General features: G+C 44.6%; 15 protein-coding genes. 12 read left to right on the top strand and 3 right to left on the bottom strand.

Annotation, left to right across the window (positions count from 1 at the left end; all coding sequences use genetic code 11):
- Positions 1-92: 92 nt before the first annotated feature.
- The 7 genes from ACYVAA_RS13835 (at position 93) to ACYVAA_RS13805 (ending at position 12,098) form a co-directional block, all read left to right on the top strand.
- Positions 93-1,586: a glycoside hydrolase family 172 protein gene (locus ACYVAA_RS13835; RefSeq protein WP_460542675.1), complete on the top strand. Its 1,494-nt coding sequence runs from the start codon at positions 93-95 to the stop codon at positions 1,584-1,586.
- Positions 1,573-3,609: a glycoside hydrolase family 172 protein gene (locus ACYVAA_RS13830; protein ID WP_460542673.1), complete on the top strand. Its 2,037-nt coding sequence runs from the start codon at positions 1,573-1,575 to the stop codon at positions 3,607-3,609. The genes ACYVAA_RS13835 and ACYVAA_RS13830 overlap by 14 nt, the downstream gene beginning before the upstream one ends.
- Positions 3,610-3,696: 87 nt before the next feature.
- Positions 3,697-4,854: a glycoside hydrolase family 172 protein gene (locus ACYVAA_RS13825; protein ID WP_460542671.1), complete on the top strand. Its 1,158-nt coding sequence runs from the start codon at positions 3,697-3,699 to the stop codon at positions 4,852-4,854.
- Between the two features lie 18 nt (positions 4,855-4,872).
- The gene (locus ACYVAA_RS13820; RefSeq protein WP_460542669.1) at positions 4,873-6,960 is read left to right on the top strand and encodes a hypothetical protein; all 2,088 of its coding nucleotides are present in this window, start codon (positions 4,873-4,875) and stop codon (positions 6,958-6,960) included.
- A gap of 208 nt (positions 6,961-7,168) precedes the next feature.
- Positions 7,169-8,647 carry an alpha-L-fucosidase gene (locus tag ACYVAA_RS13815; protein ID WP_460542667.1) on the top strand — a complete coding sequence of 493 codons (1,479 nt, stop codon included), beginning with the start codon at positions 7,169-7,171 and terminating at the stop codon, positions 8,645-8,647.
- Positions 8,648-8,842: 195 nt separating this feature from the next.
- Positions 8,843-11,590: a GH116 family glycosyl-hydrolase gene (locus tag ACYVAA_RS13810; protein ID WP_460542665.1), complete on the top strand. Its 2,748-nt coding sequence runs from the start codon at positions 8,843-8,845 to the stop codon at positions 11,588-11,590.
- A 133-nt stretch (positions 11,591-11,723) separates the two neighbouring features.
- The gene (locus ACYVAA_RS13805; protein ID WP_460542663.1) at positions 11,724-12,098 is read left to right on the top strand and encodes a nuclear transport factor 2 family protein; all 375 of its coding nucleotides are present in this window, start codon (positions 11,724-11,726) and stop codon (positions 12,096-12,098) included.
- 123 nt (positions 12,099-12,221) lie between these two features.
- On the opposite strand, the gene ACYVAA_RS13800 is transcribed toward ACYVAA_RS13805, so the two are convergent.
- Positions 12,222-13,214, bottom strand: a complete 993-nt coding sequence (locus ACYVAA_RS13800) for a YhdH/YhfP family quinone oxidoreductase (protein ID WP_460542661.1) — start codon at positions 13,212-13,214, stop codon at positions 12,222-12,224.
- Positions 13,215-13,322: 108 nt separating this feature from the next.
- On the opposite strand from ACYVAA_RS13800, the gene ACYVAA_RS13795 reads away from it, so the two are divergent.
- The 4 genes from ACYVAA_RS13795 (at position 13,323) to ACYVAA_RS13780 (ending at position 17,020) form a co-directional block, all read left to right on the top strand.
- A complete protein-coding gene (locus tag ACYVAA_RS13795) occupies positions 13,323-13,649 on the top strand; it encodes a winged helix-turn-helix transcriptional regulator (protein ID WP_200977975.1) in 327 nt (108 codons plus the stop codon).
- Positions 13,650-14,009: 360 nt separating this feature from the next.
- On the top strand, positions 14,010-14,672 hold the full coding sequence (locus tag ACYVAA_RS13790) for a Rossmann-fold NAD(P)-binding domain-containing protein (RefSeq protein ID WP_460542658.1): 663 nt from the start codon (positions 14,010-14,012) through the stop codon (positions 14,670-14,672).
- Between the two features lie 266 nt (positions 14,673-14,938).
- A complete protein-coding gene (locus tag ACYVAA_RS13785; protein ID WP_460542656.1) occupies positions 14,939-16,072 on the top strand; it encodes an MBL fold metallo-hydrolase in 1,134 nt (377 codons plus the stop codon).
- 24 nt (positions 16,073-16,096) lie between these two features.
- Positions 16,097-17,020 carry a helix-turn-helix domain-containing protein gene (locus ACYVAA_RS13780; protein ID WP_460542654.1) on the top strand — a complete coding sequence of 308 codons (924 nt, stop codon included), beginning with the start codon at positions 16,097-16,099 and terminating at the stop codon, positions 17,018-17,020.
- 214 nt (positions 17,021-17,234) lie between these two features.
- Here ACYVAA_RS13780 and ACYVAA_RS13775 read toward each other — a convergent pair whose 3' ends face one another.
- Both ACYVAA_RS13775 and ACYVAA_RS13770 read right to left on the bottom strand, forming a co-directional pair.
- Positions 17,235-18,722 (bottom strand): RagB/SusD family nutrient uptake outer membrane protein, encoded by a 1,488-nt coding sequence (locus tag ACYVAA_RS13775; RefSeq protein WP_460542652.1) that lies wholly within the window; start codon positions 18,720-18,722, stop codon positions 17,235-17,237.
- 12 nt (positions 18,723-18,734) lie between these two features.
- A complete protein-coding gene (locus tag ACYVAA_RS13770) occupies positions 18,735-21,875 on the bottom strand; it encodes a SusC/RagA family TonB-linked outer membrane protein (protein ID WP_460542650.1) in 3,141 nt (1,046 codons plus the stop codon).
- Between the two features lie 314 nt (positions 21,876-22,189).
- On the opposite strand from ACYVAA_RS13770, the gene ACYVAA_RS13765 reads away from it, so the two are divergent.
- Complete coding sequence (locus ACYVAA_RS13765; protein ID WP_460542648.1) at positions 22,190-24,409, top strand: beta-N-acetylhexosaminidase; 2,220 nt, start codon at positions 22,190-22,192, stop codon at positions 24,407-24,409.
- The last annotated feature ends 155 nt before the right edge of the window (positions 24,410-24,564 follow it).

The following is a 24,564-nucleotide window of genomic DNA, read 5'->3' as shown; positions in this document are numbered from 1 at the left end:
AATAGTTTGGAGATCAAGCTCTTGAAAAAGAGTGCTTCCGACAAAAGCAGTGGCGTGATTGTGGATTACCTGAAGCTAAACGAATAGAAAGCATGATAAATAAAGCTGTTGGTTTAGTAATGGCCCTAAGCCTGCTTCTCTCCTGCAGACCGTCAGGAATCAATGTATACGAGAATGCATTTTCCCTTATTGATATGCCGGTATTGAAGAAGGATTGGGAAGGGGTGATGTTCAGCAGCTACGACCGATCAGGAGGAAACGATGATGGGTTTAAGGGGACTTATTCCAAGTTGAGGGTAGAAAATGGCAATAGTGTATTGGCCGAGGCAGAAGGGGCCGGTTACATCAGCAGAATATGGTTTACCCATTCTGAGCACCATGAAGATGGGCTGCTGAACAGAGAACGGGAAAATATTCGAATCTATATTGATGATAAGGATAAGCCCGCGATTGAATTTCCTTTGGAGCAATTGTTTACCGGGGATATTGAAGGTTTCCCGGAGGAATTGGTAGGCCAAGGCTTAGGGGGATGGTACTGTTATGTGCCCATTCCTTTTTCCAAGTACTGTAGAGTGGAAGTGGAAGGGGAGGCCGTCCGATTTTATCAGATCAACTTTCAGCAATATAAGGGACAGAAAACTATAGCCCCTTATGAGGAAAGTGATGCCAAAAAGGTGCAAAAGATGCTTAAAAGCCAGGTCGAAGAGTTTAACCTGGACGGGGCTGGAATTGTATTTCCTAAAAACACCCAAGTGCTTTCGGTTAAAAGAGGACAGTCCCAATCTGTTACCATTAATGAAAAGAATAAGCTAATCACAGGCTTGTTTGCCAAGGTGCCCGAAAATCAATTAGCTGCTTTTTTAAATTCACGGATGAGCATCTATTGGGATGATCAGGAGAAGGCAGCAGTGGATGTGCCTACTAAAATGTTCTTTGCAATTCCTGATGCTTCCAGTATTCAGGAAAGTTGGGTGGCAGGCTACCAAAGCGGGATTTTATATAGCCGGCTACCGATGCCCTTTAATCACCAAGCACGGATTGAATTCAGCGGGGAAGAAGCTGCTTTTGATCTTGAAATTGCCTATGAATTGGCAGAGCTGCCTCAAGCTCACTGGGGCTACCTTCATGCGTTTTACCAGGAAGAGTTGCCCACCAATGATCCCGCGGATCCCTATTTATTACTTCAGACCGAAGGGGCAGGCAACTATGTAGGTACCTTCTTGATGACAGAAGGACCGACCAGGGGAGAAGAAAATTTACCCGTTTGGCTCGAAGGTGACGAGGTCTTTGTTTGTGATGGTGAGATGAGGATCCATGGTACCGGCACAGAGGATTATTTCAATTGCGGTTGGTATTCAGTACCGGGAAGGTTGAATGAGCCAGGTGATTTTGCCATGCATGGCTTTCCTAAATTCGACATGGGACCAGTGGGGTTTGCATCAGCCTATCGGTGGCATTTGACTGATCCTGTTCCTTTTAATGAATCCATCCATGTTACCGTTGAGCATGGAATAAGTAATGCGGATGCCGTGGATTATAGAAGCGTTGCATTTTACTATTTATCCCAACAATATGATCAAGACTAATATTAAACTTCTTTTAGGCTGTTTAGGAGTGCTTTTGGGCTTCTCCTGTTCCTCTTCATCTTATGATGTGACGGTAGCATCGCTATTGGATGAAATGGTGGATAGGGAACAATTGGCCAAATTGAATACTCCGGCTTATTCCTTGGAACAGGTCAGCAGTCGGTCCGAAGAGTCCATTGGGCCCAATGAACCCGGCTGGTTTCATAATGGAGATTCGAAAATCATTGGAAATGACAGCTTGGATAAGGGAAGGGAGCATGTGCTTATGGATGTGGAAGGTCCCGGGGCAATCGTGCGTTTCTGGAGTGCGTGGAATCCTCAGCCGGCATCTTTTTCGAATGGGATATTGCGGATTTATATCGATCATTCGGAAACCCCTGAACTGGAAGGTAAGCTGGGTGAAATCATCTCCCACAATGCAGCCATAGGTGCCCCACTTTCCCGGGCCGTATCCTCTTTTTTGGAAAATGACAAGTGGTATGCAGGCCATAACCTTTATTTCCCCATTCCATTTGCCCGGCATATAAAAATCACCTATCAAAAGGCCAATCAGGAGGCCATAGATGGTATTTACTATATCATTAATTACAGGAAATATGATGCAGGGATCAGGGTGAAATCCTTTAGGCAAGCTGATTTGGAAGCTGGTGGAAGCTATGCTGAACTGACCCAACGCACCAATAAGGAACTCCAACAGTTTCCAAACTTGGACGGTTTGGAAAGCATTTCTGGGGATAAAAAGAACCTGGAAAGCGGTGGCGTCAGCTCCTTGGAAGTAAGTGGGAGCAAAGCCATTAAAAAGCTGACGGTAAAAATCGATGCGGAGCATTTGGAACAAGCCCTCCGCTCTACAGTGCTGTCCATGGAGTTTGATGAAAAAAATACCGTATGGGCTCCGTTAGGAGACTTTTTTGGGACGGGATATATGGTTTCCCCCTACAAGTCGCGCTATTCGGTGGTGGAAGAAGATGGCAAGATGAGCTGCTATTTTCCCATGCCCTTTAGCCAATCAGCAAAGGTTTCGATCCACAATTATGGTGAGCAGGAGGTAAAGCTCCTAACATTTGAGGCGGTGGTTTCCGACTGGGAGTGGGACGATAAGAGTCTTTATTTTCATGCCGATTGGAAAAACTATCCCGATATCTCCACTCAAAACAAGCAAGACTTAAACTACATCCATATTAAGGGCAAGGGCAAGCATGTGGGCGATGTGCTTACTTTGTTCAATAATAGCTATTACTGGTGGGGGGAAGGAGATGAAAAAATCTATGTGGATGGTACGGCCTTTCCGAGTCATTTTGGTACAGGCACTGAGGACTATTTTGGCTATGCCTGGTGCAGTGTGGTGGATTTTGAGAGCCCCTTTCATGCCCAACCCAGCGGGGACGGAAACCGGAGTCCAGGGATGACGGTCAACAGTCGCTGGAGGATGCTGGATGTGACGCCATTCGATGAATCCTACCGCTTTGATATGGAACTCTGGCATTGGGACAATCATACGACAATGGATTATGCCCCTACCGTTTTTTGGTACGGTACCAAGGAAGCCTATTCCATCAATGAAAAGGACATTTCAGGAGTAACCTTGCCCGTAAAATTCCCAGAGAGATTTGAAGGGGAAGGAATGAAGCTGGTGTCAAAATCAGGAGGCGAGATGTTGACCCAGGCCTTTCTGTCTTATGAATGGAGTGGGAGGAACCACCTGTTTTGGAAAGATTTCGATGCAAAGGATGAGCTTGAGGTAAAGTTTTATTCTCCTGAAAAAAGAGAGGGAAAGTTAAAACTGGTTTTCAGCCAAGCGCCAAGCTACGCGGTGGTGGATGTTTATTTGAATGGAAATAAAGTGGTGGAGGACCTGGACCTGTTTGAAGAAGAACTGGGCAGGACCACAGTCTATGGAGAGCAAGGGCTTGTTCTGCAAGGAGAAAATTTTGTGACAATTGTCGCCAAAGACCAAGCCCTGCACAGTGTGAAAACCAATGAATTCGGTTTTGATTATCTGATGATAGAAAATGAGGATTAGGTGGTGTAAGCTGATGATAATCAAAGATAATTCGATGGTGTCAGTTTCAATGAAATTTTACAATCAATTCGTTTAAAACCTACATAAATGATGAAAAAAGGAACTTATAAACCTTTACTACTCACTTTGATGAGTATCCTATTGGCTGGCTTGACTTTTGGTCAAGGAAGCCATAATGGCCTGAACAATCATCTGGGAAATCTTTATATGCTCTCTGATGCCAAAACGAGATCAATAAGTCCTGAAAACTTTACCGGCGAAAAGGGAAAAGGGGGGATGGCCAAAATAGGAGAAGGTACAGCCTCCGATGCCGCAAGGGATTTGGGCCAAGGCTGGAAAGTGAATCCCTTCGTCAATATTGAGGCAGGGGGTACGTTTACCCTAGCTGAGATAGAGGGGCCGGGTGCCATTCAACATATTTGGATGACCCCTACTGGGAACTGGAGATATTCTATTATTAGAATTTATTGGGATGACGAGAAGGAACCTTCTGTGGAAGTTCCAGTGGGAGATTTTTTTGGAATGGGCTGGGGGGAGTATGCCCATTTGAATTCAATGCCCGTTACCGTCAATCCAGGAAGCGCTTTTAACTGTTATTGGCAAATGCCCTTCAGGAAGAAATGCAAAATTACCATGGAAAATATAGATGAGAAGCCCATGCGCCTTTATTATCAGATCGATTATGCCTTAGATGAGGTTGCTGAGGATGCCGCCTACTTCCATGCTCAATTCCGAAGGGTCAACCCCAATAAATACAAAGAGGTGTATACCATTGTGGAGGGGATAAAAGGAAAGGGACATTATGTAGGAACTTATATGGCCTGGCAAGTAAACAATAATGGTTGGTGGGGTGAAGGAGAGATCAAATTCTATATGGATGGGGATAAGGAGTTTCCCACCATTAATGGCACCGGGACGGAAGATTATTTCTGTGGTTCCTACAACTTTGACCGCAACGGCCAATATGTGGAATATTCCACCCCTTATGCGGGATTACACCAAGTAATTAGGCCAGATGGTACCTATAGGGCCAACCAACGCTTTGGGATGTACCGGTGGCATGTGGTCGACCCTATCCGGTTTGAAAAGGACCTTAAGGTGACCATCCAGGACTTGGGCTGGAGAAGTGGGGGAAGGTATTTGCCTCAGCAAAGCGATATTTCTTCTGTTGCCTTTTGGTACCAAACAGAACCCCACAAACCGTTTCCAAAGCTCCCTTCGAAAGATGAATTAGAAGTGAATTAATTGAATTATCGATACGATATGAGACTAAGCGTTAAGTCAGGTTTTATAACTTTATGCACTTTCTTATTAATGGTCAGCAGCAGTGCCGTGGTGTTCGGGCAAGTGGCAGCACAGCAGTCATTTAAGGAGTATATTGACCAGATCATTGTGGATCCTCTGGGTGGGCAGGAGGGTAATATGGAAGTGGAGCAAGTTGCAGAGGAGGTTTTCCATATTACCGTTTCCGTTGATTTACCCAGGGAAACCGTGGCTAGCTCATGGGACATAAATGTTTTTCCATCCTTTGAGGGAAGCTTCCATTGGGCACCGCATTTAACCCCAACTGACGATCATATTATCAGTGACCATATATTCAGAGCACCGGCCTTGATATATGCTTCTTCAGAAAAGGTGCTTGCTTTGGTGCCGGACTTGGAGGCCAGGAATGCCAGCGAAAACAGGTGGTATTTGGATATGGATGTGCCGGAAAACCGCTTGTCAATTGGGATGAGTGATTATTATGTGGAGGAGCATGTGTTGTTTAAGAAAACTTCACAAACCAACTATAAAGCGGGCACGGTAGCTATTGCCTTTTACCTATTGATCAGTGACCAAGAAGAAGATATTGCCAATCCTTGGAGAAAACCATTGGCTTTTATGTGGGATAACCATGGGAAAGCACTCTTCGAATCCGGTGAGCCAGTCAAAAGCGATTTACAAGCCTACGTAAACCACACTTACAATTGGGCATTTAACACATGGAAAGACCCTGTATGGCAGGAATTTGATTTGGAAGGAACAAGGGTGGGGGCACCTGTATTTATCGTCAACTATACCCAAAGTCCCAATTATTCTGGAGAAGTCAATGAGCGGGAATTTAAGTCTATCTGGAATCAAGCCTGGTTCAATTCCCTGCGCTCCGCCCAAGGCTTATTTCGGTACGGTAGAAGAACCGGTAATCAAGATTATATAGAGAAAGCCCAATTAACAAAAGAGTTAGCCCTGTCTTTCCCTCAGGATGATGGGCTTTTTCCATCCGTGATAGCTGCACAAATGGAGCAAAAGGAAATCGGGGGGGCAGTGTATAACCGTTCCAAAGGTTGGGATACCTACTATTTTGGCAATTCCAACCGCAATCCATTTACTAATGAAGCATCCGATTCACCTTATCATATCGTGGATATGAGCTGTACCGCTTATTTTATGTTGATGTGGTACCAAGAACTGGAGAAGGATGAACGGCTTTTAGCATATTCTAAAAAGTATGCCGATAGGTTGCTGAGGCTAATGGGTCCCGAAGGCTTTTTCCCTGCCTGGGTTTCCCTGGATGGCAAGATGCCAATGGGTTATTTGGACCAATCTCCCGAATCTGCGAAATCCATTTCCTTTTTACTGAAGCTTTATGAAATTACCCAAGAGGAACGGTATAAGGACGCTGGTTTGAAGGCGATGGAAGCTGTAATTGATCACATCATTCCTGTTGGGAAATGGGAGGATTTTGAGACGTATTGGTCCTGCAGTCGATGGGGAAGTGGGGATTTTGTAGGGAAGAAAATTCCCAGAAACAATATGTACAAGCAAAATACCCTGGCCATTTTCTGGACAGCAGAAGCTTTGTTATCCTGCTATGAAGCTAGCGGAAACGAACGGTTTTTGACCTTGGGTCAACGGGTATTGGATGAGCTGCTTATGGCCCAAGCGGTATGGCAGCCTGATTATATGCATATCAATGTCTTTGGCGGTTTTGGGGTGATGAATGCAGATGCTGAGTGGAACGATTCAAGACAAGCTTTATTTTCAGAACTGTTGATTCGGTACGGAAAAACCCTAGGGCAGCAAGAGTACATCCACAGAGGGATATCCGCCCTAAAGGCATCCTTCAGCATGATGTATTGTCCGGAAAATCCAACTACCAAATTACAATGGGAAGCCAAGTATCCCTTTTTCAACGAGAAGGATTATGGTTTCATGATGGAAAATTATGGGCATGGAGGATATGCAGGAGGTGATGGAGAAGGGATTGGAGTTTTTACCATTTATGACTGGGGGAACGGAGCTGCATCAGAAGCTTATAATAGGATATTTGATCATTATGGGGATCAATTGTTTCGAGATCCAGGATTATAGATCGCATTATATGTTTAATCATTATGTATATCCGAAAAGACACCAGTAGCTCTAAGTTAGCAAACCATCTCTCACAACTTGTCCGCCTTGGCGGAGAATGCACAGAAACCCACAGAAAAGGTTAATTAATTCCGTGGAATTCTGTGGAATCTGTGAGAAATAAATTTACTGGTGTAATCCCGGATAACCTTATTAATCATTATTTATCATGAGTAGAAAAAGTATATTAAGCTTGATTTTGTTCTTGTTGCTGATCAACGAGGGCTTTTCACAACAGAAGTATGAAGCAACATGGGAGTCGATTGACAGCCGGCCGATTCCCGAATGGTTTCAAGACGCCAAACTGGGCATTTTTATCCACTGGGGGCCTTATTCCGTTCCAGCCTGGAGCCCAAAAGGAACGTATTCCGAATGGTATCAAAAGTGGTTGCAAAGCAAATCCCTGTTTGGAAACGGGAATTTTAAGGGGGATGAAGTGTACCAACACCATGTGAAGGCATATGGACCTCATTTTCCCTATTATCGATTTGGGGATATGTTTACAGCAGAGGACTTCAATGCCGAAGAGTGGGCTGAATTGTTTGAAAATGCAGGGGCCAAATACATGATGATCACGACCAAGCACCATGATGGTTTTACCTTATGGCCAAGTGAGGAAGCCAACAAGTCTTGGGGCTTCCCTTGGAATGCGAAAGACATAGGTCCCAAAAGGGATGTCCTCAAGGAGCTAGAGCTCGCTGTCAAGAAAACGGATGTGAAATTTGGGACCTATTACTCTCTCTATGAGTGGTATAACCCCCTTTGGTTAAATGATAAGGAGAAGTATGTGAAAGAACACATGCACCCGCAGTTTAAGGACATGGTACAAAACTATCGGCCCGATCTGATTTGGTCTGATGGAGACTGGGACCTATCTCCTGAAGAGTGGGATTCAAAGGAATTATTGACTTGGTTATTCAACGAAAGTAAAGTAGGACAGACCGTAGTGGTCAATGATAGATGGGGAGACGGGGTTAGGTTTAACCATGGCGGATATTATACCACGGAGTACCAATCGGAACTGGACGGTTCCCATCCTTGGGAAGAGTGTAGGGGAATTGGCTTTTCCTTCGGATTCAATAGAAATGAAGATGTAACGGATTATGCGGGAAGAAGAACCTTGGTTTACCTACTGCTCAATGTGGTGAGCAATGGGGGGAACCTCCTGTTGGACATTGGCCCAGATGCTTATGGAAATATTCCGGCGATCATGCAGGACCGTTTGCTTAACCTAGGGAAATGGTTGAAAGTAAATGGGGAAGCCATTTACGGAACCAGAAAGTGGAAGCATGCTTCACAATGGTCTGAGGGCAAGAAGAACTGGAAACCTGAAGGAGCGCATTACCTGCCAGCGGACTTTATCATCAAGCAAACCATCGATCCGGAGCCTGGATATGCGGTAAGGGAAATTTTCTTTACCCAAAAAGAGAAGGACCTCTATGCCATTGTCCCGCAATGGCCAAAAGGTAAGCTGGTCATTAAGGATGTCAAGGTAAATAAGGATACTGAGATTACACTTTTGGGCAAAGACCTTAAGTTTAATTTCGAAAAGCAAGGCAAAGATATCGTGGTTGAGGTACCTTACCTTACAGCGGATGAATTGCCTTGTGAGCATGCCTTTACGTTCAAACTGACCAATGCTAATTAATAGGGCATTCCATGTCTATTATGTGATCTTTTAGATAAGCAAGATGATACGCTCAATGTGGGTTTAAACCCGTTTGGGAAGTCCCAAAACTGTTTTGGGACTTCCCTTTTCACGTTTTAGTAGACTTTTGGATGGGCTGTTTTTAGTTTTCGGAATGAATCATGGTGCAGGGGCACTTTACTTAAAGTTTAATTGATGATGAAATATTTAAAGTGTGCATTAACAGCCATTGTTTTAGGCTTGAGTATAAAAAATGGCAATGCGCAAGTTGCTCGGAATTTGGAGACTTCTTCCACTGTCATGGAGAACAAGCCGGCCAATACAGAGGAACTGCAAGAGGCCTTTTTTGAGTTAAGCCAACAGCCAGGCCTTACTTCCCGCGGAACACCCAAGGTCTATAAAGGAAAGTATTTGGAAGCGATCCAGTTCCCCGTAGGTGGCATCGGCACAGGAAATATCCAGTTTGACGGACATGCGGTTCCCAGGTATTGGCAGATTTTCAATAATATGACCCATGATTTTGTGCCCAACAGTTTTTTTGCCGTAAGGGAAAAAGGAGAAAACGGCGTCAAGGTCCGTGCCCTCCAGACACAGGATGCAGGAGTGTTCCAGAAAATGAAAAGCCTGGAGGCCGTTTCAGCATTTCCTTTTTTAAAATACCGGTTTAAAGACGAACTGTCCGCGAGCATTTCCATGGAAGTGTTCAACCCTTTTATCCCCACCGACCTAAAGAATTCAGGGATACCTACCGTGTTTTATCGTTTCACCATCGAAAACCCCACGGAGGAAGAAATAGAAATAAGTCTGTTGGCTTCCCAGCAGAATGCCGTGGGCTATAGCAAGGTGAAGAACATTACTGAGGGGGATTCCTTTGCTGCCCGTTTTCAGAAAAGTATCGCCAGGGAAGTAGCCGTGGGCAACCGTTCTTCCTTATATGGAGGCAATGTAAATACCACCATCTCCAATGAAGGCTACAGCGCGCTGCTGATGTCAGGGCCTTACCGGGAAGCAGAAGAGCATTACGGTCAAATGGCTTTGATGCTGTTTGATGACAATGGAAGTGCAGCGGCCGGCCAGGTCACAGCCCAGTACGATAATGCACAAAAACTGCTTGAGGATTTTACCGATGATGGTTTGATCAAGGTGAAAAATAAAACCAGACCGAGTGCCAAAGGGCAAACCTATTCCGGCGCCATCAATGTGCCGGTAAAATTGAAGGCCCATGAGAAAAAGGTCATCAATATGGCCTTGGTATGGTACTTCCCCAATGGCAAGAATGGCGGGCATTTGGTTTCCTGGGATGCTTGGGGACATGGCGATTGGGAAGGTCTGGGGAATTATTATGCCCAGCAGTGGAAGCGTTTCGATGAACTGCTGGAATACATCACTACGAATTATCGGGATTTGGTGAGCGAAACGGAATCCTTTACCCAAAGCTTCTATGAAACCAATCTGCCTTATTGGCTTGTGGAGCGTATGGGGAATCAGCTGAATATCCTTCACAGCCGGACCATCTTCCATGATAAGAACAATTATGTGGGACTTTGGGAGGGAGCAGGTGCTGGGGACGGATCCTGTGCGGGAAACTGTAACCATGTATGGCACTATGCCCAGGCCCATGCCCGTTTGTTTCCGGGGCTTGCCAGACAGATCAGGAAGCAGACTTTTGAACATATCAAGGAGGGCGGCCAGATCCCTTACCGCCAACCGGCGGGAGGAGAGGCCTTTGACGGGCAGTGTGGCGATATATTGGGCGCATACCGGGAACACCTGCTCTCTGAAGACAGCCAATGGCTGCAGGACCATTACGGGGAAATTAAAATGGCCCTGAACTACCTGGTGAACAAGTATGATGCGGATAAAGACGGCTGGTTGAGTGATGCGCCCAAACATACCACCTATGATGCCAGCATGACGGGAAACCCTTCCTATTTGACTTCACTTTATCACGCCACCTTATTGGCCGGGGCCAAGATGGCCCAGGTGGTGAAGGATGTTGACCAGGGGTTGGAATGGGAACAGCTTGCCGAGAGATCCATCCGGCACCAGGAAGAGCGGCTGTGGAACGGACAGTACTATTATCAGGTTCCCGGAGTAAAGAGGGCCACCGATTATGAGAATGGCTGCCATTCGGATCAGCTGCTAGGGCAGTGGTGGGCAGATCAAATAGGCTTGGGAAGCCTTTATTCCGATTATCGGATCAGTACGGCCACCAAAGCCGTTTTGAAGAATAATTTCAAAGCCAATTTAAAGAACCACGTACAAAAAGCCAGGAAGTTTGCCATGGAAGAGGAGCCGGGCATGGTGGTGACCACATGGCCGGAAAATGACCGTACGCCTTATGCTTCAGGGTATTCAGATGAAGTCTGGCCTACCTTTGAATACACCATAGGTTCCAGCTTGATAAAGTACGGGGATTTCAAAGAGGCCTTGACCTTGCTGAAGGCAGGAGATCTCCGGTATGATGGGCAGTTGCGGGAAGGCTATCTCACTGACAATGGCTGGGGGAATTTTGGGTTCAGCGGAAACCCCTTTGGTGATGATGAATGCGGGCAGTTTTACAGCAGGTCCCTGTCCATCTGGTCGGTACTGCTGGCAGCCCAGGGCTTTACTTATGATGGCCCCCAGCACTCCATTGGCTTTGACCCCAAATGGCAACCTGATGGGCACGCTTCCTTCTTTAGCACAGCGAAAGGCTGGGGCCTGTTTACACAAAACAGGGAATCCGGTGAGCAGGTCAACACCCTGGAACTGAAATTTGGCGAACTGAAACTTTATGAAATCAGCCTGAATGTCGCTGGACTGGAGGCGGAATCGGTTTTGTTAAGCTTGAACGGGAAGGAGCTGCAGCCTACAAAGATCACTAAGGGTGAAGATATAAGGATAGAAATGGAACAGGTGCTGCTTCAAAAAGGCGATGTACTGACGGTTTTTGTGAAATAAATGAAGGTAGAAAATCAATAGCCGATTTTGATAGTAAATGATCGTTTAATTGAATGTACTGATCTATAATTCTAATTAGAAAAATGTAGTCAGAATAGTGTAATCATGAACAGCCAAAAAAACGGGAAGAAAAATGAACAAAAATGAAATAGGTAAGAAATACCTGGATTTCTTGGAAAAGGGCCAAGTCCAAAAGATTGTGGAGTTATTTGATGAAAACGGCATTGTCCATTCTCCCATCTATGGGATCAAAAAAGCAAAAGAGTTTTATCTGGAACTGAATAATGATACCAACAACTCCAAGCTACATTTTAAGGGGCTTTATGAAAATAAGGACGCGAATGATTTTGCCCTTTATTTCACCTATGAATGGACGCTAAAGAGCAATCAAGTGGTGGAGTTTGATGTTGTGGATATTATAGAGCTTGATGAAAACAATAAGATCAAGCAACTGAAGATCATTTATGATACCGTTATTTCGAGGAAATTAGTGGAGGAATTGAAATAAATTACCCCGCCCTGGCAAATGAAGTAGTGACTGGGCATCAGCAATTTTTAAAATATAAAGTTTTACGAAATACAGGAAGTGGGGGAGACGCGCCACTTCCTGTTTTATAAATGAGCTTGAGGTTTAATGCTTAAGAACTGACCTGCCTCTTGATTTGCCTTTCAGGACTTTGTTGATTTCATCTGAAAGTTCCTCTTTTGAAATCTCTTTGACCAGTTGGGTTAAGTTGGCCGGTTTCCAATCGCTGGCTAACTTTTGCCAAATTTCCTCCTTTTGAGCTAGCGGAATCTCTACTGAATCGATGCCCTGCAAGTTTACTCCCCTCAGTATAAAAGGGAAAATGCTGGTGTGGATTTCGGCAGAGGCGACCATTCCGCAGCAGGTAACTGTCCCGCCATAATTGACAGATTTGATGATTCCTGAGAGGATCTGTCCTCCCACGCTATCGATACCGGCGGCAAAACTTGGCCGCGACATGGCTTTTTTATCATAATTCGCTATAAAATCCTCCCGCAGAATGATGTCGGATGCACCTAAGGTGTGCTTAAAAAAGAAAGGTTCGTCTTTGGAGGTGATGACCTGTACCTCAAAGCCCAACTTATTTAATATGGCCGTCGACAGGCTGCCTACACCGCCGCTTGCACCGCTGACAATGATTTTTCCATCACTTGGTTTTATACCGGTTTGTAGGATTTTAGCCACGGACAATCCAGCCGTCAGACCGGCTGTTCCATAGGCCATGGCTTCCTTTTCCGAGAGTTCTGACGGAAGTGGCAAAACCCAGTTTTCCGGCACCCTGATGTATTCACCAAAACCTCCCCAGGTATTCATGCCCAGATCGTAACCGGTGACTAAAACTTTATCGCCTTCAGTGAAGGCCGAATTTTGGGAATCGACGACTTCTCCAACCGCATCAATGCCAGGTACATGAGGGAAATTTTGGGTTACTCCTTTATTGCCCGAGGCCGATAGGGCATCCTTATAGTTCAAAGAGGAATAAGAAACCTTGACTAATATTCCTTCAGACGGGAGGGCCGTCATAGGTAGTTCAGCAATTTGTTGGTAAAACTCCCCTTCCTTCTCCAGTACCTGAAATGCTTTGAATGTTTCTTTCATAATTTTTCTTTTAAAGGTAAATTGCACAGCGCAAATAATCAATGACTTACATTTTGTTCAGTAGCCGAATTTAAGTACAGATTTGCTGGAAATCAGGAGGATTAATTTATGGAAGAAATCGATAAAATTGAAGAAAACTGTCCATCGGATGCTTTTTTACAGGTGATCAAAGGAAAATGTAAAACCACTTTAATCATGTTGATCAAAAAGGACAGGAATAGGTTCAGTGAAATGAAGCGTACTTTGCCCACCATCAGTGAACGGATGATTGCCAAGCAACTGGATGAATTGGAAAAGGATGGGATCATAAGCCGAAAGATATTCCCTGAGGTACCGCCAAGGGTGGAGTACTATTTGACCGACTATGGGGAAACCCTTTATCCATTGGTACGGGCCATCAGAAAGTGGGGGTATAAGCATTTGGAGCGGGTTTAATTGTTGGGCAGTTGCTCTGCTGTGAGAGACAAGGCAGCCTGTTTAACTGCTACACTGAAAAATCACGGTAAATTATGTGACATCCATCAGTACCTTCAGCCGAATGGAAAGGTAAACCAATACATAAAACTCACCTACGCGAGCCAGGTAGCCGATTAAACAATAAGGAGGCTAAAAAAAGGCATCGACAAACCATGCTTCTATAGTACCAGTGTGATGATCAAAAATGTATACATCCTCTACCAAAAAGTATACGTGATCCACTTTCATTTTGACCGAACTTTGTATTGATGAATAGTTTGCAGACCTGATGCTTCAGCATTTGGTTATTTGAAGAGCATTTAAACCTAACAATTGGATATGAAAGTCATCATCACAGGAGCAACAGGTATGATCGGAAAAGGTGTTTTATTGGAATGCCTTGATCAAGATAATATTACCGAAGTATTGTCCATTTCCAGAAGGAGTCTTGGCATCAAGCATCCCAAAATCAAAGAATTGTTGCACGGAGATTTTTCTGAGTTCGATTCAGTAAGTCATCAGCTGGAAGGCTATGATGCCTGTTATGCCTGTATGGGGGTGAGCTCAGCGGGGATGAAGGAAGAGGAATACACAAGACTGACTTATGGATATACCATGGCCCTGGCCAGGACACTTTTTCAAATCAATCCCCACATGACCTTTATTTATGTTTCAGGTCAAGGAACAGATTCCACAGAAAGCGGAAGTATGTGGGCACGGGTCAAGGGAAAAACCGAAAACGACTTGCTGAAACTTGGTTTTAGGCAGGCATTTATGTTCCGTCCGGGTATGATTATACCAGTAAAAGGAGTATCCCCAAGCAGCAAACTCTACCGGGCCCTTATCAATAACCTGACCTGGTTGTTGAAGTTGATGAAACGGCTGGCCCCCAATTCAGTAGTAGATTCCGCTCAAATCGGCCAGGCCATGATCACCGCTACGCAAAGTGGTTATGATAAAAAGATCATTGCCCCCAGGGATATACTTAAGCTGAATAAATGAAGGGGGATTTTATGGGGTATCCAGCCCTGGAAAGACTATAATATGGATAAGCCCGGGTGCCAAGCCGAAGTAGTATAGGGCCACTGAACCTGTCGAATAAACCTTTTGGATTTTATTCCTCAACCGATCAAGCATCTAGAGGAATTGCCACAAGAGGAAAAAAAGAGCTATCATGTCCTGTGCTTCGGATGGATCGGGAAAAGAAACCGCATGGGCTTTAGCCTCCGTAGGAGCGGAAATCAGGATGGTGATCAGAACAAAAAAACATGAAAAAACTAGTTAAATGGACATTTATCTCCTTGGGAATACTGTTATCCCTTCTCATTTTAGTAGGGGTTTCATTCCTTTACTTCAGTCCGCAGTTTGGAGGAAGCGCCAGTGAGCTCCAAAGAAAAGCCTATGCACAAACCGGACATTATGAAGACGGTGTTTTTCTGAATGATGAAAAAATCATCATGGAGCTAAATTGCCATAGCATCACCACCATGCTTAGGGAAACCATGAATCCAGATCCCAACGTAGCACCTGGCAAAAATATCGAAGTACTTAATATTGCGCCCGAAAGTCTCTCAAAACTGTCTGATGCTGAATCAAGAATCACTTGGCTGGGACACTCTTCCTTTTTGATCGAAATCGAGGGGAAGAAAATACTGATGGATCCTATATTTGGGCAGTATGCGGCACCTCACCCATGGTTAGGAAGGAAAAGATTCAATAATGAAATGCCGATTACCATCGCTGAACTGCCCCAAATAGACGCGGTAATCATATCGCACGACCATTATGATCATTTGGATTATCCTTCTATTAAAGAACTGAAAGACAAGGTGGACCATTTCTTTGTCCCTTTAGGGGTTGCTAACCACTTGAAAAGATGGAAAGTGGAAGAAAAGACCATATCCGAACTGGATTGGTGGCAGGAGCAAGAGTATGAAAACCTGAAAATTATCATGACCCCATCCCGGCACATGTCAGGCAGAGGCTTGACCGATCAATCGGCAACGCTGTGGGGCTCTTGGATTATTCAGGGCCAAGATACCAACATCTATTTCAGTGGCGATGGTGGCTATGGAAAACACTTCAAGGAAATCGGAGGAAAATACGGGCCTTTTGATGTGGCAATGATGGAGTGTGGCCAGTACAATGAGCTGTGGAGACAGGTGCACATGATGCCTGAGGAATCAGTGATGGCTGCAATTGATCTTGAGGCTGAACTGATAGTTCCCATCCATTGGGGGGCATTTGCCTTGGCCACCCATGGTTGGACAGATCCTATTGAACGCATAACACAAGCGGCACTGAAAATGAATGTGCCCATTACTACGCCCCAAATAGGGGAACCTGTTCGTCTTGGGGATTTCGTTAACTTGCCGGTTTTCAGATGGTGGGAAAATATTTAGTTATCTTTATGTAAATAAGAAAGAATGAAAAAGCTGCTATTTAAAAGTATCGAAGAACTTCATGCTTACAGTGGGCTTTCCAAACCAGAAAATCCATTTTTCAGTGCAACGCACATCGTGCCAAACAATGTGCAGCCGGCAACTTGTGAGGAATCGGTAGAGCCAGTGAGCTTGACCTGTGACTTTTATAATATTAGCCTTAAAAATATTGTGTCCGGGGAGCTTATCTACGGAAAAACCAAGTACGATTGTAACAGTGGCTCCATGCTGTTTACTGCACCCCAGCAAACACTAACGTTCAAAGGATTGGTATACAGTGCAGAAGCCTTTCATATTTTCTTTCACAAGGACTTTATTAGCGGCACAGATTTATATCACCAGATCAAAAAATATAACTTTTTTGAGTATCAGGTAAATGAGGCCCTGCATTTAACGCCCAAAGAAGAAGTCCTCATTAAATCAATTTTCAAAAATATCGAAAGCGAATACCATAACAACCAGGATGAATTTTCTAAAGAGATTATTTTATCACAGTTGGGAACTTTGCTGCGTTATTCCGACCGGTTTTATAAAAGGCAATTCCTTGACAGAAAGCAGATCAACCAAAGCATGCTCGAGCAGTTTACCAAAATCCTGAATGATTATTTTGATGAGGATTTGGTGGCAAAGTTCGGTATTCCAACGGTAGACTTCGTTGCCGGCAAGCTGGGGGTAAGTCATCGCTATATGAGTGACACCATCAAGGCTGAGACCGGTAAGACCGCGATCGATCAAATTAACCTATTCCTCATTGAAGAGGCCAAAAATTTGTTGCTGGCTCCCCAAACTTCTATATCTGAAACGGCCTACAAGCTTGGTTTCGAGTATCCGCAGTATTTTTCTAGACTATTCAAAAAGAAAACGGGAATGAGCCCCAAGGAGTACGTCGAATCAGCGTCCATGAATTAAAAAAATACGATTATCCATAGTTATACCTAAAAACTTATCTTTCACAGCTTGTCCGCCACGGACAAGCTGTGAAAGATGGTTTGCTAATTTAGGGCTACTGCTGTCTTTGAGGACATACCTATTTTAATTCATAGCGCCATGTAATTCCTTAGAAACCTAAGGAAAACTTCTTGGAACAGTGGCTCCAGAAGTTTTCCTTGGTGGTGATCTTAGTTTATTTAATTAACCACATGATTTCGTCGCGGCTGTCATTTTCAGTACCAAATTGGCTTATCAAAGCATTGCGGTAATTCTCTTGGTTCCTGTCATTTTCTGAGGAAGGGTACATCCATCTAACAGGAATCTGTTCCACATTATTTTCGCTGCTGAATTTATAGGTGGGAACGCCAGTTCTGCGGGTCATAAAGAAAGACTCCCAACCTGAATTTTCAGCATAAGCAATATACATTTGTTCATGGATCCGTTGGAGGCCTTCCTCTCCGGGGATATACGGAGCCTTATCATTCACATATTCGCTTGCTTCTGTTTCATCAATGCCGTAAAACTCCATGGACGCCACGATTCCCTGACGGTAATGATCGGCAGCACTTCCCGTAATCCAACCTCTGTTGGCGGCCTCTGCCAAGTTCAACTCTTGCTCAGCATAACCGATCCAAATGGCTGGTTGGCCGCTATAGTTCCAGTATTTTTCTTCGTTTGGAAACGAAAAGTCGCCGTCCAGTTTTTTAGAGGAGTTTACCGTTCCGTTAGCGGAGAATTCTGCTCCGGCATAACTGTTGAAATCAGCCCTTACAGCCAGCTCATTGCCGGGGTTCGCGTCTAAAGCGTCCTGCGTGGGATCAGCCACCACCATCAGTCGAGGATCCTCATAAGATTTAAGCATGTCAATATAGGTGTCCACATACACTATGGCCGCCCTATAAACGGCCTGGTCGGGATTGTAAGTCTGGCGGAAACCATCCTCATTCCTATATTCCAGCTGTGCATTATCCGCAATGCCGCTCATTAAAGGATATTTAGTGGGTTGTGAGTAAAGACGGTTCATTCGCCCGGGAACATCCAGGTCCGCATCGTCTGATCTTTTGCTTAAGGTAGTCAATACTCTTACCGTGTAGGCATTGATTATTTTTTGCCAACTTTTCAGATTGCCGTTGAAGTAGATGTCTCCGTCGATGACCAGTCCGGGGTTTTCCTGAATATATTCGCCCAGTTCCAGATTGGCCTCATCTAACCAATCCAGTGCTTGGATGTACACCTGCTTTTGGGCATCATAAGCGGGGGTAGGGTTTTCTGCTCCCTTCATGGATTCACTTAAGGGAATATCTCCCATTCTTCGGGTCATTTCCACATAATAGTAGGCCCTCAGGAATTTTCCCAAGATACCGTAAACGGGGGCATTGGCTCTTTCTGCTTCTTCGCTCATCTTGTCGATATTGCGGATGTCCGCATAGGAGAAAGACGCTCTTCCAAATTGATAGCTGGGGGCAGTGGCATTGTCTGTGGCGATCCAGATGTGGTACTGGGCGAAGGAATAGGCATCCCCCGCAAAGGAAGATTCAGGACCGGGAGTTAAGCTGGTAAACAACAAGCTGGGAGGAACCGTTAGCGGGTCATTGGGATTTTCCCTCAACTCCCCAAAATCCAAACAGCCGGAGTTCACTAAAATCAGTGCAAACAGGAATATTTTATGTAGTAATTTCATGGTACTTTTTTGTTAAAACTGAAGATTGAAATTGAAACCGTATGTTCTTTGGGCAGGCATTTGAAGATTGGTATCTCCTCTGCTTACGGTATAAGAATCCAAGTCTCCATAGGTATCATCCTTGGTCCAATACAGCAGGTTACGCCCAACAAGGGAGATGGATGCATGGTTAAAGAAGGTGTTTTGCACAACAGAGGAAGGAAGGTTGTAGGAAATCACGACTTCCCTCAGTTTGACAAAGGTCTTGTCGATGATTACACTTTGCCAAGCTGCCTTATAGTTTATTGCCCAAGATTGATAATCCACCATATAATCATTTGGCGCATATTCTCTGGTGTCAGCAATGATATTTCCTTCCGGATCATACGTCGCTTCTCCCCCTATTACTTTTACCCCTGGGATAAGCATGGTTTTGGCATCTGTTCCATTTACATAGGCAATGTTGGACAACTCCCTTTCCGGATGGATGGAAGCCGGATGGGAGCCTGACCTCCAGAGATCGCGTTCGTAACGGTCATAGGTCACCCCGCCGAAGCGCCCGTCAATCAAGAAGCTAAGGCTGAAATCTTTGTACTGCAGTGAATTTTGCAAACTCAAGGTGTAATTGGGTTGGGTACTTCCTTGGTTGACAGCAAAGTCCGTTTTTTTAGGTAGGCCACTAGGTAAGATGATCAGCTGTCCATCAGGTGTTTTTTCCCATGAGGAGTACCAATAGTCATACAGTCTGTCCCCTAGGTTGGTTCTTCCCTCGTTGGTTTGAGGAGTTCCATCGGGTAAAGGAGGCAGAGAAGTCAGGTAGTCGGTGTATTTGCCATAGTTGATGAGGGCGTTCCAGCTGAAGTTGGTATTTTGGATGGGTGTGAAGTTAACCGAGAAATCCATGCCTTTTCTTTCTGTTTTCCTTCCGTTTTCACGGATACCGTCCCAGCCTGAAGCGGTAGAAAAGGGCTGGGTAAATATTTGTGGACCGTACTCGTTCCTGAACAGGGAGAAGTCTATCCCGATTTTGTTGTTGAACAATTTGGATTCAAAACCATACTCCAGGGAATTGGTAAATGAAGGAGAGAGGTTGGGGTTTTCTATGGTGCCGGGGTAACTCGCTGTGGGCTCGTTTCTCCATCTACCACCAGTAGAGTAGGAGTTGGCAGCCGTGTAGATAGCCATGTCTCCACCTACCCTTGCATAAGCTGACCGTAACTTTAGGTAATCTATTTGTTTAGGCATACTAAACACCTCGTTTAGCACGGTGCTGAATGTGACAGAAGGATAGAAAAAGGTATCATTCAGCTTGGGCAGGGTAGAGGACTTGTCCAGACGACCTGTAAAGCCAAGATAGAACATTTCTTCATAAGATAAGTCCAAGGAAGCATAGGCACTGTAGACCCCTTTGTATTGTTTACTGCTGGTGGGGGTAACCCTGTCCACTGAGTTGCTGAGTTTGAATACCTCAGGTACGATCAGCTGGGTAGTAGAGGCACTTTCAGTTTCATTGCGGTAATACCTTTGATTACCGCCCAAAGTAGCATCCAACCCTATTTTATTGGCAAAATAATCCTTGTAGGTAATCAGGAAATCGGTATTGTTTTCAAAGTACCTTGTGGCATTGTACCTAAAACGGCCCCCTCTGTCAGGAATATCATAATTGTAGATGTCCATCGATATCTCCTCATTGTCCGTAAGGGAAAAGGTGTTCAGGGTAGACCTTACGTAAGCACTTACTTTATTGCTGATTTTATAATTTAACTTCAAATAAGTCAGGACATCATGTTTGGTCCACGGTTTCTTCCAGGCGTGGGCAAGGGCATAGGGGTTGTTATACCTCCAGTTTTCTACAAAATACTGTTGAATGCCTTCTTTTCCGGGTACCCAGTAATCTTCCATATCCCTGATATCATAATGGGCACCTCCCCAAATGGACATCAGGTAAATGGGGGAGCTTGGGCCATAGCTTCCACGGATACGGTTATTTGAATATTGGTAATTATATTGAAGGGAGCCGTCCAAATTGATTTTATCCGATAATATCAGATTGCCCCTTAGGCGGGTGGTATTGATGTCAAGCTTTTGTCCGGGGGTGGAGGCTTTGGAATATTTATAAGTATTGGAAATAACAAAGCTCCCTTGGTCGGTATTGGTTTGGATGGAAAGGTTGTTTGAGCTCACAATGCCCGTTTCCATAAAGTTTTTAAGGTTGTCCTCTCCTCTGGAAATCCAGGGGGTAGGGATTCTTTCCCCTGTTTCGGGATCGATCGGGGAATCAAACTGTTTGATCAATCTTCCGTCAAATTTTGGTCCCCAGATAGAATAATCATAATCGTTGGTTCCGCCACCTCCGGCTGCTCCGGTGCCAAATTCATACCTGCCGGTATTGCCAGGCCCATATGCTGTCTGCGCATGAGGAATCCTTAAGAATCCTGTTTGGAAGGTCGTGGAACTGTTAAAGGAAACCGTGGTGCCTTTCGCCAGGCTTTTTCCTGATTTTAAGGTGATTTGTATAGCGCCGTTAGCTCCTAGAGAGCCATATAGGGCAGATGCAGAGGCTGCTTTTAAAACAGTGATGTTTTCGATATCATCCGCGCTGATATTCCAAAAATCATTGCTAGGTTGAGGAACCCCGTCCACTACGACCAAAGGTTTGCTGCCTCTTAGGTATAGCTGTGGATCAGAAAAGAAATCCGAACCGTTGCTGGTCACAATTAGGCCCGCTACCTTGCCGGAAAGTGATTCCACTACGTTGGGGGTAACGGCCTTTTGAAGGGTTTCTCCCTTTACTTCCTGGACAGCATAGCCTACTTTTGACCGATCTTTTTCAATGCCCAATGCGGTCACCACCACCTCATCCAGCCCCAATGAGGAGGGGCGTAATGTTACATTGACGGTGTGTTGTTGATTGACAGGGATTTCGATCGTTTCAAAGCCGACAAAGGAAAAGACCAAGGTGTCTTTTGCCGTTGACCGTAGGTTAAAGTTACCATCTAGGTTCGTGATGGTGCCGATGCTTTTGTTTTTGATAAGCACACTCACTCCGGGCATGGGCTGTTTTTGCTCCGAATCAATGACTTGCCCTTTTACCGCATGTTGTGCAAAAAGGGAGTTACTCAATGCCAATAAACCTGCTATCAGCCAAAGAGACTTGGTGTAAAATGGTTTCATTAAATAATAAATAGTTTTTGATAGTTAAGTGATAGACGCGTCAATAATGTTTACAAATATTAAATAAAGTTTACTATTGTGATCCTTGAAAAGTGTTAATAAAAAATGAACAAATCTTTATCTAACATAATGGTGCTGAACTGTCGTATGCTGTTCAATCTGATAGGCAGTAGGTGTTTCGATAGAATGGAGATAGGGGACTTAACAGTACTTTAATTGCGTATGTTTACCGTGATAGGCATATAGAATTATGTTAATGGTATTTAAAACTTTCAAATAATTATGTATTTTTAAGAATTAAATATCAAATTGTTATGAATACTAATAATAAGCTCAAATTTTCAATTTATTTCCTGTTTGTTTTTTTGTTTGGTTATGGTTTTTCCAATGCTTCCGAGATCATTCCCAAGCCACAGCATTATCAGCCCAACGGCAGGGATTTCCTTCTCAGAGAAGATGTTAAAATCATTTATGAGGGAGACACCAAGGATCTCGCTGAATATTTAGCGGAAACCTTGTCTCCCGCGACAGGTTGGGACCTGGAAATTGCCACTTCCAAAAAAGGTAAATCTTCCAAGGTGATTTTTTTAGGGATCCAGCCCGATGGCAAATCCAAAGAAGGCTATAAGCTATCGGTGAATGAGGATCAGGTGCGAATTATCGGAAACGGTAAAGCGGGGCTTTTCAATGGGATACAAACATTGCGGCAAATGCTACCGGCCGATATTTATAATTCCAGAAGGCAAAAGGATGTGGAATGGAGGATCGAAGGGGCAGAGGTTGAAGATAGCCCGGAATATCCCTGGAGAGGGGTAATGCTGGATGTGAGCCGGTATTTTTATGAAAAAGACTATGTGCTTCATCTCCTGGACATGATGGCCATGTATAAAATGAATGTACTTCACCTTCACCTGATCGATGATTCGGGTTGGAGATTGGAAATCAAAAAATATCCAAAATTGACCGAAATAGGTGGTTTCAGAGGGGAAGGGCATAAAAGGACAGGAGGATATTATACCCAGGAAGAAATCAAGGAAATCGTCGCTTATGCGTCCTTACGTAATATAGAAGTAATTCCTGAGGTCGAAGTTCCTGCCCATACCTTATCAGCCATAGCCGCTTATCCCTTCCTTTCCTGTACTGAGGAACCTCAGAAAGTTCAGGTGCAACATTCCATCAGCAGGGAGCTTTACTGTGTGGGGAAAGAAAGCACCTTCAATTTTTTAGAAGATGTATTTCAAGAGGTGGCGGAGTTATTCCCTTCTCAATATGTGCACATAGGCGGTGATGAGGCCAACTACGACCGTTGGGAAAAGTGCCCTCATTGTCAGAAAAGAAAAGCAGATTTGGGTCTTGAGGATGAAAAATCACTTCAGGTCTATTTTACCAACCGCGTTCAAAAGATGCTCAAGTCCCACGGAAAGACCATTGTGGGCTGGGATGAAATTATCGAAGAAGGTATAGAGGATAAGGCGGTAGGAATGGTGTGGCACGACAAGGAAAAAGCCATTAAGGGAACCGCCAATGGTCATGATGTGGTAATGGCACTGACCGGCCATGCCTATTTTGATGTGGCTGAAAGCAGCCTCCCAGGAGAAGTGAAAGCTGCCACCTGGTTGCCTCCCATCAGCCTGGAAAAAGTATATGGAATGAACCCAATGGTAGAGGGACTTGATAATGAATTCCGTTCGCAGGTATTGGGTGCCCATGCCACTTTATGGTCCGATCAGTTTATCCATGGGACTATTTTACAGGAAATCGCACCGATCAATGAAAACCGCTCCGAGAAATATTTTGATTACCTGACTTTTCCCCGGTTGGCAGCTTTGGCTGAAGTATGTTGGACAGATCCTCAGCAGAAGGAGTGGAGTGATTTTGAAAATAGGATGGAGACACATTATAACAGACTGGACGAGGCCGGCATAGGGTACAGGGTCCCATTGCCACAGCTTGTTAGCAAGGAAGAAAATAACGGTAAGACCTTGGTCGAGCTGAAGAATGTGGTAGAAGGCGCAGAAATCAGGTACACCACGGACGGAATCCTTCCACACGTGCGCTCAAAGGTGTACGAAGGACCGGTGGAAGTGGATAGGCTGTCGGATTTTATGGCCATTACGGTGGTGAACAAGCATCAGTTTTCCCTGCCCCTGTATTTTCCTGAAAAATACGATCAGTTCAAAGCGTATGGACAGTTGTTGGGAGAATGGAAACCGGCAGCTATTAAAGGAGGAGATTATTCCTACCTGGAAATGGATGGCAGCGGTAAGATCGATGGAAACGGTACCTATGAGATAACCTTTCTTTATACCGATGGAAAATATAAACTGGAAATTGCCGGAGTACAGGTCTTGAAAAATGGCAACAAGCTGGTGGAAGATATTCACGATGGCCAAACAGGCTCCTCTTCTTCCAATAATTCCTATAAGATCAATATCAACGAATACGAAACCGGAGCCGGATTTACCGTGAAAGCAGAAGTTCGCGGGGATTTGGGCAATGATTCCTATGGGGTCGTCTTCATCAGGAAACTGTAAGGCCAATCTACCAATCGGTAATCTGGATTAAAACAGCACATCTGTGCAATGAAAAAGGGAAGACGTTCCGTACGTCTTCCCTTTTTATCTCCATTAAAATCTTCCTGGAAATAACAGGAAGAATGCCTTTGGTTTCACCTGTCTTTAAGGCATAA

The organism is Echinicola sediminis (assembly GCF_054777495.1).
Note: the sequence above shows the minus strand (reverse complement) of the source record. Positions and strands in the feature narration are given on the sequence as shown.